The organism is Shewanella pealeana ATCC 700345, from assembly GCF_000018285.1.
In the GTDB taxonomy this organism is placed as follows: domain Bacteria; phylum Pseudomonadota; class Gammaproteobacteria; order Enterobacterales; family Shewanellaceae; genus Shewanella; species Shewanella pealeana.
This window is the reverse complement of the sequence record NC_009901.1, coordinates 4,315,820-4,330,357: the sequence shown is the minus strand read 5'-3', so window position 1 is coordinate 4,330,357 and position 14,538 is coordinate 4,315,820. Positions and strand designations below refer to the sequence as shown.

Annotated in this window: 14 protein-coding genes; all 14 read left to right on the top strand. The window is 44.7% G+C overall.

What is annotated here, in order from left to right:
* The first annotated feature begins 184 nt into the window (after positions 1 to 184).
* A complete protein-coding gene (locus tag SPEA_RS18640) occupies positions 185 to 1,663 on the top strand; it encodes a bifunctional ADP-dependent NAD(P)H-hydrate dehydratase/NAD(P)H-hydrate epimerase (protein WP_012156743.1) in 1,479 nt (492 codons plus the stop codon).
* Positions 1,664 to 1,743: 80 nt separating this feature from the next.
* A complete protein-coding gene (gene tsaE / locus SPEA_RS18635) occupies positions 1,744 to 2,220 on the top strand; it encodes a tRNA (adenosine(37)-N6)-threonylcarbamoyltransferase complex ATPase subunit type 1 TsaE (RefSeq protein ID WP_041411627.1) in 477 nt (158 codons plus the stop codon).
* Positions 2,204 to 3,526, top strand: a complete 1,323-nt coding sequence (locus SPEA_RS18630; RefSeq protein WP_012156741.1) for an N-acetylmuramoyl-L-alanine amidase — start codon at positions 2,204 to 2,206, stop codon at positions 3,524 to 3,526. The genes tsaE and SPEA_RS18630 overlap by 17 nt, the downstream gene beginning before the upstream one ends.
* A gap of 19 nt (positions 3,527 to 3,545) precedes the next feature.
* Positions 3,546 to 5,432, top strand: a complete 1,887-nt coding sequence (mutL, locus tag SPEA_RS18625; protein WP_012156740.1) for a DNA mismatch repair endonuclease MutL — start codon at positions 3,546 to 3,548, stop codon at positions 5,430 to 5,432.
* Positions 5,422 to 6,348: a tRNA (adenosine(37)-N6)-dimethylallyltransferase MiaA gene (miaA, locus tag SPEA_RS18620; protein WP_083766694.1), complete on the top strand. Its 927-nt coding sequence runs from the start codon at positions 5,422 to 5,424 to the stop codon at positions 6,346 to 6,348. The genes mutL and miaA overlap by 11 nt, the downstream gene beginning before the upstream one ends.
* 93 nt (positions 6,349 to 6,441) lie before the next feature.
* Positions 6,442 to 6,720 carry an RNA chaperone Hfq gene (gene hfq / locus SPEA_RS18615; RefSeq protein WP_012156738.1) on the top strand — a complete coding sequence of 93 codons (279 nt, stop codon included), beginning with the start codon at positions 6,442 to 6,444 and terminating at the stop codon, positions 6,718 to 6,720.
* A 20-nt stretch (positions 6,721 to 6,740) separates the two neighbouring features.
* The gene (hflX, locus tag SPEA_RS18610; protein ID WP_012156737.1) at positions 6,741 to 8,036 is read left to right on the top strand and encodes a ribosome rescue GTPase HflX; all 1,296 of its coding nucleotides are present in this window, start codon (positions 6,741 to 6,743) and stop codon (positions 8,034 to 8,036) included.
* Between the two features lie 49 nt (positions 8,037 to 8,085).
* The gene (hflK, locus tag SPEA_RS18605) at positions 8,086 to 9,237 is read left to right on the top strand and encodes an FtsH protease activity modulator HflK (protein WP_012156736.1); all 1,152 of its coding nucleotides are present in this window, start codon (positions 8,086 to 8,088) and stop codon (positions 9,235 to 9,237) included.
* A gap of 3 nt (positions 9,238 to 9,240) precedes the next feature.
* The gene (gene hflC, locus SPEA_RS18600) at positions 9,241 to 10,119 is read left to right on the top strand and encodes a protease modulator HflC (RefSeq protein ID WP_012156735.1); all 879 of its coding nucleotides are present in this window, start codon (positions 9,241 to 9,243) and stop codon (positions 10,117 to 10,119) included.
* 410 nt (positions 10,120 to 10,529) lie between these two features.
* Positions 10,530 to 11,120: a ubiquinol-cytochrome c reductase iron-sulfur subunit gene (petA, locus tag SPEA_RS18595; protein WP_041411088.1), complete on the top strand. Its 591-nt coding sequence runs from the start codon at positions 10,530 to 10,532 to the stop codon at positions 11,118 to 11,120.
* Positions 11,120 to 12,334: a cytochrome b gene (locus SPEA_RS18590; protein ID WP_012156733.1), complete on the top strand. Its 1,215-nt coding sequence runs from the start codon at positions 11,120 to 11,122 to the stop codon at positions 12,332 to 12,334. The genes petA and SPEA_RS18590 overlap by 1 nt, the downstream gene beginning before the upstream one ends.
* Positions 12,334 to 13,029, top strand: coding sequence for a cytochrome c1 (locus tag SPEA_RS18585; RefSeq protein ID WP_012156732.1), 696 nt, complete (start codon positions 12,334 to 12,336; stop codon positions 13,027 to 13,029). Before SPEA_RS18590 ends, SPEA_RS18585 begins: the two co-directional genes overlap by 1 nt.
* Before the next feature lie 109 nt (positions 13,030 to 13,138).
* Entirely contained in the window at positions 13,139 to 13,768 is a 630-nt protein-coding gene (gene sspA / locus SPEA_RS18580; RefSeq protein ID WP_012156731.1) for a stringent starvation protein SspA, read from the top strand.
* Complete coding sequence (locus SPEA_RS18575; RefSeq protein ID WP_012156730.1) at positions 13,768 to 14,229, top strand: ClpXP protease specificity-enhancing factor; 462 nt, start codon at positions 13,768 to 13,770, stop codon at positions 14,227 to 14,229. The genes sspA and SPEA_RS18575 overlap by 1 nt, the downstream gene beginning before the upstream one ends.
* The last annotated feature ends 309 nt before the right edge of the window (positions 14,230 to 14,538 follow it).

Sequence of the window (14,538 nt, the reverse complement as noted above, 5' to 3'; positions counted from 1 at the left end):
ACTTAGTTAACGAAGGCACCGTGAGGTGCCTTTTTTGATTGAATATTGCAGCAGATTGAGCCGCTATAATTGTTGAAGATCAAACTTCGGCTAGTTATTGGCTTCTAGGATTCATTTGCACTTAAGCCTAAGCCCTTAAGCTATTACATTGATTAATATCTCTCCAACTTCTAGGAACCGTGATATGAGCCAAGTACACTCATTACCGACATCCCTATTTCTAACTGAGCAAGTTAGAACCGCTGAATTAAATGCCGTAAATAGTGGTAGCGTCAGCCTATATCAATTGGTGGAAAGAGCCGGGGCTGCGGCCTTCCAAGTTATAAGTGAAAGGCAAGCAAATACGAGCAGAATAGTGATATTGGCGGGGCATGGTAACAATGGTGCCGATGCTTATGTTACAGCTACTTTGTTACTTGAAGCGGGCTTTTGCGTTAAATTACAAGCAAGTACACCAAGCAATCCGAGTGACGAGCTTACATGTGCGATTCATCGATTTTTAGAAGCGGGAGGAGAGGCGGTTAAGTTTTGTGGCTCTCAGATTGCAGAGGCTGAAGTGATCGTGGATGGGTTGTTAGGCACAGGGATCACTGGTGAATTAAGTGCTGAACTGGCCATCGTTATTGACGCCGTAAACAAAAGTAGTGCCTGGGTACTAAGTCTTGATGTGCCATCGGGCCTGAATCCTGATACGGGAAGTTACACTACCGCAGCGATTGAAGCTGACGTGACTCTGACCTTTGGCGCTTTAAAGCAAGGCTTGCTAACGGGAAAGGCGCGTCACAATTGTGGGGAGCTGTTGATTGCTGAGTTGGGACTAACGGGCTATTTACCTGAACCAAGTGCTACGCAGATTGTCTGTAATCAGTGTATTAAGGCGCTTGTTCCCCGTAAAAGAGATGCTCACAAAGGAGACTGTGGCAAGGTTTCTGTCATTGGTGGCGATTACGGTATGGCAGGAGCTGTGAGGCTAGCTGCAGAGGGTTGCCTGCGGAGTGGAGCGGGTTTAGTTACTGTTATATCAAGACCTGAACACCAGCTTATTGTCAGCGCGACTCGTCCCGAACTGATGTTTTGGGGTTGCGAGCTGGTTGATATGGAAGTGTATTTAAGGCTAGGGTGGGCTTCGGCCTTAGTGATCGGCCCCGGTCTAGGGACTGATGACTGGGGGTATAATTTACTCAAGGCGGTGGATCTAAGCGATAAGCCCTGCGTGATCGATGCTGACGGCCTTAACTTGCTGAAAGATATGCCTATGAGGCAAAAAGATTGGATATTAACGCCTCATCCTGGTGAAGCCGCTAGGCTACTCGACATAAGCATCGAAGAGATTGAGCAAGACAGATTCAAGGCCGTAAGTCTGCTGCATCAGGAGTACGGCGGGGTGATTGTGCTTAAGGGAGCTGGCACACTAATTTATGATGGTAATAAGTGTGTGGTAGCACCAGTTGGTAACCCAGGGCTTGCAAGTGGAGGCTGTGGTGATGTGCTTGCTGGCGTGATTGGTGGCCTAGTGGCACAAGGCTACTCGAGTATGGAGGCTGCCTGTTTAGCTGTGGTGATCCATGGTGGTGCGGCAGATTTGGCGGCTAGAATGGGCGAGCGTGGAATGCTAGCGAGTGACTTAATGCCCTATATTCGCCAGTTAGTTAATGAAATCTAGTTTAGAAAGTTAGGTGATTAGGTTAAAGTAATGCATTCTACGCAGGGTTTTATTAGGACGCTTTTCGATTCGAAATGAGTATGCAAGCAATTAGATTAAATTTAAGTGACGAACAAGAAACGGTTAACCTAGGTACTGAGTTAGCAGGGCTGATCACGCCTCCATTAACTGTTTATTTAAGCGGTGATTTAGGTGCTGGCAAGACGACTTTTAGTCGTGGACTTATTCAAAGTCTTGGCCACCAAGGGGCGGTAAAAAGTCCTACTTATACCTTAGTTGAGCCTTACGAGCTTGATGGGTTAGACGTGTATCATTTCGACCTGTACCGTTTATACGATCCAGAAGAATTAGAGTTTATGGGTATACGCGATTATTTTACAGATCGTAGCCTTTGTATCGTAGAGTGGCCAGATCGTGGTCATGGTTTATTACCTTGTGCTGATGTACATATCCACATTGAATATGTTAATACTGGAAGGCAAGTTGAGTTACAGGCACTTTCTCCAAAAGGGGAACAAATCCTAGCGGCCCTAAATAATAATGATAATAAACAGTAATATATTTAGATTATTTCTACTTCTTGTTACGTTTGGTGCTTCATTCTTTGCGCAGAGTGCGAATAAACTCGAAAGCGTAAGGATTTGGGCTGCGCCAGACTCGACTCGTCTTGTTTTCGATTTGAGTCAGTCTCCAGACTATAGCTATTTCACTCTTACTAATCCTTATCGATTAGTGGTGGATTTGAAGACCTCCTCCAATAGAGTCGATCTCAATAAGATAAAAAATAACAGTAAGCTGGTTAAGAAGGTACGTAAGAGTACCCCTCCAGAGAAGGGCACGTTGCGGTTGGTTATCGATCTAGTTAAGCCAGTCAAGGCGAGTTTGTTTGCATTGCCTCCAACCGCACCATACGGGAATCGTTTGGTGGTTGATTTAGATGGTGCAGGATCGACAGCGAAAAAGCCTACTGTCACTAAACCAAAAACTCAATTAAGAGATGTGGTGATTGCCATTGATGCGGGTCATGGTGGAGAAGATCCCGGTTCTATCGGACCGACTGGTATCTATGAGAAAAAACTAGTATTAGAGATATCTAAAAAAGTCGCTCAAAAAATTAATGCCACACCGGGTATGAGGGCTGTAATGACGCGAACAGGCGATTATTTTGTTAATTTGAATAAACGCTCTGACATCGCCCGCAATAGTAAGGCTGATCTTCTCATTTCTATCCATGCGGATGCCTTTACTTCACCCCAGCCTAGGGGGGCATCGGTATGGGTATTATCCATGCGCCGTGCAAACAGTGAAATTGGTCGCTGGTTAGAGCAAAAAGAAAAACATTCCGAACTACTTGGTGGTGCGGGAGAGATAATTCAAAATACCGATAATGAACAGTATCTTGCGATGACATTGTTAGATATGTCTATGGATCGCTCTATGGCGATTAGCCATAATATTGCTGGTGATGTGCTCTCCAACCTTGGACGCGTGACTAAACTGCATAAGCATAAACCTGAATCAGCCAGTTTTGCCGTACTCAAGTCCCCAGATATTCCATCTATTTTGGTAGAAACTGGCTTTATCTCAAACCCAAAAGAAGAGCGACTATTATCACAGCGTGATCATCAGAATAATGTCGCTAAGGCGATCCACAAAGGTGTGGTTAAGTATTTTGAGGCTAACCCTCCAGTCAACTCATTACTAGCGAGTAAGAGCAGTGTTGAGCATAAGGTTCGAAGTGGAGAGTCGTTATCGGTTATTGCGCATCGTTACCAGATCTCGATAAGCCGTTTGAAGAAGGCAAACAACCTTAAATCAAATAACCTACGAATTGGTCAGAAATTAAAGATTCCGAGTGCGTAAGGGCTTTTGAGAGTACACAATGGCAATAGAAAAATTACCGCCACAATTAGCTAATCAGATCGCCGCAGGTGAGGTGGTCGAACGTCCTGCATCTGTGATTAAAGAGCTGGTTGAAAACAGTCTCGATGCAGGGGCTACACGCGTCGATATCGAGATTGAAAAAGGCGGCGCTAAACTTATTCGGATCCGCGATAATGGCTCAGGGATCCCAAAAGAAGATCTGAGTCTAGCTTTGTCTCGACATGCCACGTCCAAGCTTAAATCGCTGGATGATTTAGAGGCTATTTTGAGCTTTGGTTTTCGCGGCGAAGCGTTAGCGAGTATTAGCTCTGTTTCGCGGCTTATCTTAACCTCACGAACAGCCGAGCAAACAGAGGCCTGGCAAGCGCACGCCGAGGGTACCGAGATGGCCGTTAAGGTATTACCAGCGGCTCATCCTGTCGGTTCAACTGTCGAAGCTGTGGATTTGTTTTTTAATACCCCAGCAAGGCGTCGTTTCTTAAAGAGTGATAAGACAGAGTTCACCCATATTGATGAGTGGCTCAAGCGTATAGCTTTGGCTAGGCGTGATATCCATTTCACCTTAAAACACAACGGTAAGACGGTACGCAATTACCGTCCTGCGAATACCGAGATTCAGTATATTCAGCGCTTGGGGCAAATCTGCGGTAAAGCATTCGCAGAAACCTGCCTGCGTATAGAGTGTGAGCATAATGACTTAAAACTAAGTGGTTACTTACAATCACCTAGTGCTGCTAGCGGCTACAGTGAGACCCAGTATTTCTATGTGAATGGTCGCCTAGTAAAAGACAGACTGGTTAATCACGCCGTTCGTCAGGCGTTTTCGCAATATGCCGAGGGTATTTCTCCTGGTTACGTGCTGATGCTAGAGCTTGACCCGCATCAAGTGGATGTGAACGTACATCCGGCAAAACATGAGGTACGTTTTCATCAGAGTCGTTACGTACACGACTATATTTTACAAGCCCTGCAGTCGGCGATGGCGCAATCGACTCAACTTAGTGTTGATATAGAACCAGAGTCCGAACAGACTACTGCATGGCAAACAAGCCCGACGCGAGGAGCTGTAGCACCGTCTCACTACGTTGACGAATCGAAGAGTAAGCCATCGGCAGTGTTCGATGTACGTGAAAGACACTCAAGCGCCAGTCAAGCGGGTTACTCAGGGGGCGGGGGGAGTTATAGGAGTCAACTTAAACCAGCTTCTAGAAACTCCGAGGTAAGTTTACCCTCTCAGACGAGTATTCGTGCATATGGTGAGCTCTTGAGTACTGACTCTGTTCAGACTCAAAGCACGAATGTGCCTCTACGTCCAGCAGCTCATCAAGCCGGCATGATGTCTACCTCTCATGGGGCGGCGAGTATGCCGCCAGTCATAGCGGGCCAATACTGGGTGCTAGTTAAAGAGGATAAAATATCTCTGCTGGATATTGCCATGGTAGCAAAGGCGGCATTGAAAGCAGAAATAGCAGCCAAGCTTGCACAAGGTATAATTGGCCAACCTTTATTGATGCCTGTAGCGATTAGTGTTGATGATGATTGGCCTGAGATTATCGATAATCGTGAGCAGTTATTACGAAAGTTGGGAATAGAGCTCTCTATTCGTCTCGGGCAGTTGATTATTAAGAAAGTGCCCCCATATCTAAGAGATAGTCAACTGGCAGCCTTAATCCCTGAATTACTAGAGTGGATTAGATTAGAATTACCAAGCGATGCCGCTGTTATAAAGTGGCTTGCAGAGCAAGCAGCAAACCGATTTACTTCGGCCAGTGAGGCATGGTTTGCCTTCAGTGCATTGCCGGATGATGTGCAGTGTGAGCTTTATAATCACTCCCAAGAGTTACCTTGGGAGCAATGGATGAAAGAAAATCAGAGTGACCGATAAAAAATCACAGAAAGTTATTACCTTGATGGGGCCTACAGCCTCAGGTAAAACCGCATTAGCGATTGAGCTTGTTAAGCAGTATGACTGTGAGATCATCTCTGTGGACTCAGCATTGATCTACAAAGATATGGATATCGGTACCGCTAAGCCAGATGCAGCTGAGCAAGCGGCAGCGCCTCACCGACTGATTGATATTATTGATCCCGCGCAGAGCTACTCTGCGGCGGACTTTAGACGTGACGCCTTGGCTCAGATTGAAGATATTTTGAGTCGTGGTAAGACGCCGTTACTCGTCGGTGGCACCATGATGTATTTCAAGGCATTGTTAGAAGGCTTATCGCCGCTACCTGGTGCAGATGAAGCGATAAGGGAGCAGATTGCAGCTGAAGCCGAAGCGCAAGGTTGGCAAGCTCTGCATGATCAGTTGCGCGAAATTGATCCCGTTTCTGCTGAGCGAATTCACCCGAATGATCCGCAGCGACTAGCGAGAGCTTTGGAGGTATATCGAGTTAGTGGTCAAACTCTCACTGAGCTGACTAAGACCAAATCTGACGTATTCCCTTACGATGTGGTGCAATTTGCGATTGCACCAAGTGACAGAAAGGTGTTACATAGGGCTATAGAGACTCGATTTAAAGCCATGCTAGCACAAGGGTTTACTAGCGAAGTTGAGCGTTTAAAGGCTCGAACGGACTTGAATTTAGACCTGCCATCTATGCGTTGTGTAGGATATAGGCAGTGCTGGCAGTATTTAGATGGTGAAATTGACTATGATACTATGGTTGAAAAAGCTATTGTTGCTACTAGGCAATTAGCTAAACGTCAATTAACATGGTTACGCGGTTGGCCCGATTTAATCTGGCTAGAAAGCGGGGCTGAAAATAATCTAGCAACAGTAATGCGACATAGTCGCTAGCTTAATAGCTGCTGCTGTATAATACTAAAACCAAAGATAAAGTTTTATTGTATTAAAATAACTATTAATTTTAATTAAAAAGGAAATTAGAAAATGGCAAAGGGGCAATCTTTACAAGACCCGTTTTTGAACGCATTGCGTCGTGAACGCGTTCCAGTATCTATTTATCTTGTTAACGGCATTAAGCTTCAAGGACAAGTTGAGTCTTTCGACCAGTTTGTTATTTTGCTTAAAAATACAGTAAGCCAAATGGTTTACAAGCATGCCATTTCTACTGTGGTGCCTTCACGTCCATTCAACGTGAGCAACCACCAAGCGACAAATGCTCAAGCTGGCTATAACGCTCAGCATGACGATGGCGACGAGAAGTAACTTGTTAAGGAGATTGCTTTTTGTTTGATCGTTATGAGGCGGGAGAGAAAGCGGTACTTGTCCATATCGACTTTACTGATGAAAACAACCGAGAAGACTTAGATGAGCTAAAGCTTTTAGTTGACTCGGCTGGTGCTCAGTCAATTGGTGTGATCTCAGGAAGTCGTCGTTCACCGGACCGTAAATATTTTGTTGGCTCGGGCAAGGCTGAAGAATTAGCTGCGATGGTTGCGGCAACGGATGCCAATGTGGTTATATTTAATCACAAATTAAGTCCGGCTCAAGAGCGTAATCTTGAGAAAATTTGCGAGTGCCGTGTACTAGACAGAACAACTTTGATCTTGGATATTTTTGCTCAAAGAGCAAGAACATTCGAAGGTAAGCTACAGGTGGAGCTAGCGCAATTGCGCCACATGTCTACTCGCCTGATCAGAGGTTGGACGCATTTAGAGCGTCAAAAAGGCGGTATTGGTCTTCGTGGCCCTGGTGAAACTCAATTAGAAACCGATAGGCGTCTATTGAGAGGAAGGATCCGCACAATTAATCGTCGCTTAGAGAAAGTTGATAAGCAGCGTGATCAGAGCCGTAGAGCACGTCAACGCAGTGATATGTCAACCGTGTCTTTGGTAGGTTATACCAACGCGGGTAAATCGACACTGTTTAACGGCTTAACAACATCTGATGTTTATGCTGCGGATCAGCTTTTTGCGACATTAGATCCAACGTTACGTAAGTTAGAATTGCCTGATGGTGATGTTATCCTTGCTGATACTGTTGGATTTATTAGGCATCTGCCTCATGATTTAGTCGCTGCATTTAAAGCAACGCTGCAAGAAACACGACAGGCAGATCTACTGCTGCATGTTGTCGATAGTGCAGATGAAAAGATGGCCGATAACTTTGAGCAAGTTCAAAAAGTGCTCAAAGAGATCGATGCCATAGATATTCCACAGTTGATCGTTTGCAATAAAATCGATCTATTGGATGAGGTGAAACCACGCATCGACTACGATGACGAGGGGACACCGATTAGAGTCTGGGTTTCTGCTCAGCAGCAAAAAGGCTTGGAATTAGTTGAGGACGCCATTAACCAACTTGTTGGTAAAGCAATCCAAGAGCTAACCTTGCAAATCCCAGCTTCGGCGGGGCATTATCTCGGCCAGTTTTATAAACTGGATGTAATACAGCAGAAAGAGTATGACGATCTGGGGAACTGTATGATCTCTGTTCGCTTATTGGATGCCGATTGGCGCCGATTAGTAAAACAGAGCCAAGGTGAATTAGAGACTTTTGTGGTCGACCCAGTCGTCGCATAATTAAGTATTTTAGTAATCTCGTTTATTTCATACACTTATGGAGTACTAAATGGCTTGGAACGAGCCCGGTAACAAGGGTCAAGACCCTTGGGGAAATGGCAATAAAGGTGGTAATGATAAAGGACCACCAGATTTAGATGAAGTTTTTCGTAACCTTTCTAAGCGCTTCGGTGGCAAGGGTAATGGTTCTGGAGGCAGCATTAGTGCGGCCAGCTTAATCATTGTTCTAGTTATCGCAATAGTTGTATGGGGACTTTCAGGTTTCTATACGGTTAAAGAAGCTGAGAAAGGTGTTGCTCTTCGTTTTGGCGAATATATCGGGGAAGTCGATCCAGGCCTTCAATGGAAAGCCACTTTTATTGATGAAGTGACGCCTGTAAACGTACAAACGGTTCGTTCTATTCCAGCTTCTGGAAGTATGCTAACAGCCGACGAAAACGTTGTCCTTGTTCAACTAGATGTGCAGTATCGAGTGAGTAACGCGAAAGATTACCTCTATAGCGTAGTCGATGCAGATGCGAGTTTGCGTGAGGCGACAGATAGCGCGCTACGTTACGTTATCGGCCATAACACTATGGATGATATCTTGACTACTGGTCGTGATAAAATTCGTCGTGACACATGGGACGAAATCGAGCGAATTATCAAACCGTATAAACTCGGTATTTCAGTTGTTGATGTGAACTTCTTGCCAGCTCGTCCACCAGAAGAGGTGAAAGATGCCTTCGATGATGCGATTGCAGCACAAGAGGATGAGCAACGTTTCATTCGTGAAGCTGAAGCTTACTCACGTCAGTTAGAGCCAAAGGTTCGTGGTACTGTACAGCGCATGGATCAACAAGCGATTGCTTATAAGCAGCGAGTGATTTTAGAAGCGAAAGGTAAAGTAGCTCGTTTCGAACAGTTACTGCCTGAGTATCAAGCGGCGCCAGAAGTGACTCGCGAACGTATGTACTTTGATACGATGCAGGAAGTTATGAGTGGCACCAATAAAGTTCTTATCGATGCCAAGAATAGTGGTAACTTGATGTATTTACCATTAGACAAGTTGATGCAGAATAGCCAGTCGCATAAGTCTGCCAGCACTAATACTAAACCGGCAAAGCCTGCGATGTCAGTTAATAGTACAACTCACACTAACAGCAGCATTCCTCTCGATGGTCGCCCATCTAGAGGTGAACGTTCGTTGGGGAGGAACTAAGTGATGGGTAGATTTACAGCGATAATCGTAGCGGTGCTTATTGCGATTTCATTGTCTTCACTTTTGGTTGTGAACGAAGGCGAACGTGCCATTGTTTCACGCTTCGGTAAAGTTCTTAAAGACGACGGTGTGACGCGTGTTTATGCTCCAGGTCTTCACTTGAAAATACCTATGCTTGATAAAATCAAGTATATGGATTCGCGAGTACAAACTCTAGATGGCGCAGCGGACCGCTTCGTAACTTCTGAGAAGAAAGACTTAATGGTCGACTCATACGTGAAGTGGCGCATTAAAGATTTCGAACGTTATTACCTTTCTACCAATGGTGGTATTAAGGCTAATGCCGAAACTTTGCTACAGCGTAAGATTAACAACGATCTTCGTACCGAGTTTGGTCGCAGAACGATTAAAGAGATTGTTTCTGGTAGCCGCGATGAGTTGCAATCGGATGCATTGAAAAATGCAGCCGAGAGTGCGAAAGACTTAGGTGTTGAAGTTGTCGATGTTCGAGTTAAGCAAATTAACTTACCTGCAAACGTCAGTACCAGTATTTATCAGCGTATGCGCGCAGAGCGTCAAGCCGTTGCTAAAGAACATCGTGCACAGGGTCAGGAGCAAGCGGAAATTATCCGTGCTAAGACTGATGCTAGTGTAACCATTCAAACTGCGGAAGCTGAGCGTAAAGCTCTGACTATTCGTGGTGAAGGTGATGCAGAGGCGGCTAAGATCTATGCCGACGCTTACACCAAAGATGAAGAGTTCTTCAGCTTTACGCGTAGTTTAGACGCATATAAGGCAAGCTTCTCTGGTGATAAAGATGTAATGGTGCTTGAACCAGACAGTGAGTTCTTTAGATATATGAAGAGTTCTACTGGAAAATAATCTTTTTGATTAATAAAAAGGTCTAACGATAAGTTAGGCCTTTTTTTATGCCTGATATACGCAATTTATGACCGGTCGTTAATTCCTACCTATTCAGTCAACTATCAAGTTGTAGCCAATAAAAATCAATTTACACCACCTAAGTCACTAATTTAGAAGAATATGAATGAAAGTATTTAAATGTTCTGCTACAGGAAATGACCATTTTTGTGAGTTCTGATGCATGCTTTTTATGCAGAAGTAGCAATAATGGCAACATAGTTAACTAAGTTGAGTGTTTTAACTATGATCTGGTTCTAATTTTTGGCTATAATGGGCTCCGTCTCAAACTTGGATTCAAATTCCGGTTTGAATCAGTTATGAAGAAGATAGATAAAACAAAAATTCCAACACTCTCTGGAGACAAGTGGATGAGCAATGCGCCAGTCGATACCGGACGTCGCAGATTTCTGACCGCAGCCACCGCCGTAGTTGGTGGTGCTGGTGCCGCTGCTGTAGCGGTTCCGTTTATAAAGTCATGGAATCCGAGTGCCAAAGCGAAAGCTGCAGGTGCGCCGGTTGAAGTAAACATAAGTAAAGTAGAGCCAGGTCAACTTATTCGAGTTGAATGGCGTGGTAAACCTGTATGGGTTGTTCGTCGCACGCAGGAGATCTTGGATGGTCTACCAGCAATTGATGCACAGCTTCGCGATCCTGATTCAGTTGAGCCGCAGCAACCTGCATATGCGCAGAACCCTGGGCGTTCAATTAAAGCTGAGTACTTCATTGCCGTTGGCTTATGTACTCACTTGGGTTGTTCTCCAACTTACTTACCAGACACATTTGGTGAACAAGTTGAAGGTGTTGCGTCAGGATTCTTCTGCCCATGTCACGGCTCAAAGTTTGATATGGCTGGTCGCGTATTCCAAGGTGTACCTGCGCCGTTAAACCTAGTCATCCCTCCACATCAATATCTTGATGATAGCACCGTGCTTATCGGTGTTGATAAAGGAGCTGCGTAATGGTTAAGAATATTATCAGCTGGATTGATGAGCGCATTCCAATGACCGCTACGTATAATCGTCATGTAGGTCAGTATGCGACACCAACCAACTTCAACTTCTGGTACTTCTTTGGCTCACTAGCCATGTTAGTACTGGTAAACCAGTTGCTGACAGGTATCTGGTTAACAATGAACTACGTACCTACAGCAGAAGGTGCGTTTGCTTCTATTGAATATATTATGCGTGATGTTGAGTACGGTTGGTTGCTGCGGTATATGCACTCCACCGGAGCCTCAGCCTTCTTTGTGGTGATCTATCTTCATATGTTCCGTGGTCTAATCTACGGTTCATACCAGAAGCCTAGAGAGTTGTTGTGGTTATTTGGTATGCTCATCTTCCTTGTGTTGATGGCAGAAGCCTTTATGGGTTACCTACTACCTTGGGGACAGATGTCTTACTGGGGCGCACAGGTAATTATCTCCTTGTTTGGTGCAATTCCTGTTATCGGTGATGACCTAACGCTGTGGATCCGAGGTGACTTCGTTGTTTCGGGGGCGACTCTAAACCGCTTCTTCGCATTGCATGTTATTGCTCTGCCGCTTGTGCTTGTTGTTTTAGTGTTCTTACACTTAATCGCACTGCATGAAGTGGGCTCTAACAACCCTGACGGTATCGAGATTAAGCAGAACAAAGATGAGAATGGCTGGCCAAAAGATGGTATTCCATTCCACCCATACTACACAGTTAAAGACATCATGGGCGTCGCAGGCTTCCTAATTGTCTTCTGTTATGTATTGTTCTTTATGCCTGAAGGTGGCGGTTACTTCCTCGAGAAGCCGAATTTTGAAGCGGCTAACCCAATGAAGACACCTGAGCATATTGCACCTGTTTGGTATTTCACACCTTTCTATGCAATTTTACGTGCTATCCCAGACAAATTAATGGGTGTTATCGGCATGGGCTTAGCTATTGCAGTGCTGTTTGTATTGCCATGGTTAGATCGTTGTAAGGTTAAGTCAATTCGCTACCGTAGCATGACTCACAAGCTGAACATTTCTCAGTTTGCAGTTTCGTTCTTGGTACTGGGTTACTTAGGTGCGGTGCCTGCTACTCCGGCGCTAACAATAGCAGCACGTATCTTCACTCTAACTTACTTTGGTTTCTTCTTATTCCTATGGATTTACAGTAAGAATGAAAAGACTAAGCCAGTACCAGAGAGGTTGACACACTAATGAAAAAATTACTGATTGCATTAGTTGCATTGGTGCCAACTCTGGCTATTGCAGCCGGAGGTGGAGCACCTCTAGAGAAGGCCAATATTGATCTAAACGACAAAGAGTCTCTGCAGCGTGGATTGGATTTATTCCAAAATAACTGTGCAGGTTGTCATAGTACTCAGTATCAGCGCTATGAACGTGTAGCGACTGACTTAGGCATTCCATTAGATGAGATGCGTATTAAGTACTTACCTGAAGGTGCCAAAATTGGTGAGTTGATGGAGAATGCTATCCCTGATGCCGATGCGGCTAAATGGTTCGGTGCCTCACCTCCTGACTTAACTTTGGTTGCTCGAGTACGTGGTGAAGATTGGATCTACTCATACCTCCACGGTTTTTATAAAGATGAAAGCCGTCCATTTGGTGTGAACAACACAATCTTCCCATTGGTAGGTATGCCGCATGTGCTTGAAGGCCTTCAAGGTCTTCCGATTAAACAGGAAGATGGAACATTGGTTGCGACCGGTGGTGCCTTGTCTGCTGAAGAGTATGATCAAGTGGTTCGTGATATCACAGGATTCTTGGTTTACTCTGGCGACCCGGTCAAACTTGAGCGTGAAACTCTAGGTTGGTGGGTGATGGGCTTCTTGTTCATTTTCTTTATTGTGGCCTACCTCTTAAAGAAAGAGTACTGGAAAGATGTACACTAACCTCAAATAAAGGTTAGAATGTATTATCCGCAAATTGTAAACGGGGAGCCTTGCTCCTCGTTTACGTTTGCATTTTGTGCTTTTTATTTGTGAATCCCGGAGGGTATCAATGGCTGTTGCTGCCAATAAACGCTCAATCATGACCCTGTATTCAGGTGCAGACGACCTTTATAGCCATCAAGTTCGTATCGTTCTTGCTGAAAAAGGTGTTACGGTTGATGTACTACAGGTTGATCCTAATGAGATCCCTGAAGACTTGATCGAGCTAAACCCATACAACACAGTGCCAACTTTGGTAGACAGAGAGCTAGTTCTTTATAACTCTCGTATCATTATGGAGTATCTAGATGAGCGTTTCCCTCATCCTCCACTAATGCCTGTTTATCCGGTTTCACGTGGCCAAACACGTCTTTGGATGCACCGCATCGAAGAAGACTGGTATGCCCTTGTTGAGCGTATTCGCAAAGGCGATCGTGCTGATGCGGCTCGTAAAGAGCTTCAAGAAGGTCTTACTGCTATCGCGCCAATCTTCGGTGAAGTGCCTTACTTCATGAGCGAAGAATTTGGCCTAGCAGATTGCTATCTTGGTCCATTATTGTGGCGCCTACCAGTATTAGGCATCGAACTTGATAGCCGTACTGCTAAAGATATCAAAGCTTACATGACACGTTTATTCGATCGTGAATCATTTAAAGCTTCTCTAACTGAGACTGAGCGCGAAATGCGCATGGGTATCTAATGAAAGAGCTAACCCCGAACCGTCCATATTTGCTGCGGGCCTATTACGACTGGTTGATGGATAACCAGTTAACGCCCCATGTTGTTGTTGATGCTTATGTGCCCGGCACTCAAGTTCCGCAGCAATATGTTAAAGATGGTCAAATTGTACTTAATATTACCGAGAGTGCTGTAGCTGGACTACAGATCACTAACGAGTTTATTGAGTTCAGTGCGCGTTTTGGCGGTGTTCCTCAGCAGGTACTATTGCCTATGGCCTCTATTGTTGCTATCTACGCCCGTGAGAACGGTGCTGGTACCGTCTTCGAACTCGAAGAAGCGTATCAATTAGATGATGACTTCGAAGAGGAAGCAGGACTTTCAGTTGTGAAAGAGCCAGTGGTTGAAACTAGCGAACCAGAAGCCGAGAAAGTGGAGGCTAAAGAGCCAAAACGACGCGGTCATTTAACCTTAGTTAAATAAGCTGATAAGTCAGTTTCAAGCGAATAAAAAGCCAGTCTTAGGACTGGCTTTTTTTATGGAAAATTATTAGGTCTAACCTTAAATAAATGCATGGTTCGTTAAATATGGAGATAACTTAGCCCTCCTTAATTTAGGTTATATTTATTAAGGAGTTACAGGTTTAACTGTAGACATATTAGGTTGGTCAACTTGTCTGGTTGTGACTATTTGTCCTTTTGTTGCTGTAACAATAGGTTGTTACGTCGTAATTGGTTTTTTATTGGGTGACACCTGTCTAGAGTTTAGTGTTGTAAAAACTCGTAACAGCAG

Excerpts from the sequence above, each read along its gene's own strand:
- petA (WP_041411088.1), top strand. The coding sequence starts at position 10,530 with ATGAGCAATGCGCCAGTCGATACCGGACGTCGCAGATTTCTGACCGCA.
- tsaE (WP_041411627.1), top strand. The coding sequence starts at position 1,744 with ATGCAAGCAATTAGATTAAATTTAAGTGACGAACAAGAAACGGTTAAC.
- SPEA_RS18590 (WP_012156733.1), top strand. The coding sequence starts at position 11,120 with ATGGTTAAGAATATTATCAGCTGGATTGATGAGCGCATTCCAATGACC.
- hflK (WP_012156736.1), top strand. The coding sequence starts at position 8,086 with ATGGCTTGGAACGAGCCCGGTAACAAGGGTCAAGACCCTTGGGGAAAT.
- SPEA_RS18575 (WP_012156730.1), top strand. The coding sequence starts at position 13,768 with ATGAAAGAGCTAACCCCGAACCGTCCATATTTGCTGCGGGCCTATTAC.
- SPEA_RS18630 (WP_012156741.1), top strand. The coding sequence starts at position 2,204 with ATGATAATAAACAGTAATATATTTAGATTATTTCTACTTCTTGTTACG.
- SPEA_RS18585 (WP_012156732.1), top strand. The coding sequence starts at position 12,334 with ATGAAAAAATTACTGATTGCATTAGTTGCATTGGTGCCAACTCTGGCT.
- sspA (WP_012156731.1), top strand. The coding sequence starts at position 13,139 with ATGGCTGTTGCTGCCAATAAACGCTCAATCATGACCCTGTATTCAGGT.
- hflC (WP_012156735.1), top strand. The coding sequence starts at position 9,241 with ATGGGTAGATTTACAGCGATAATCGTAGCGGTGCTTATTGCGATTTCA.
- hfq (WP_012156738.1), top strand. The coding sequence starts at position 6,442 with ATGGCAAAGGGGCAATCTTTACAAGACCCGTTTTTGAACGCATTGCGT.
- SPEA_RS18640 (WP_012156743.1), top strand. The coding sequence starts at position 185 with ATGAGCCAAGTACACTCATTACCGACATCCCTATTTCTAACTGAGCAA.
- mutL (WP_012156740.1), top strand. The coding sequence starts at position 3,546 with ATGGCAATAGAAAAATTACCGCCACAATTAGCTAATCAGATCGCCGCA.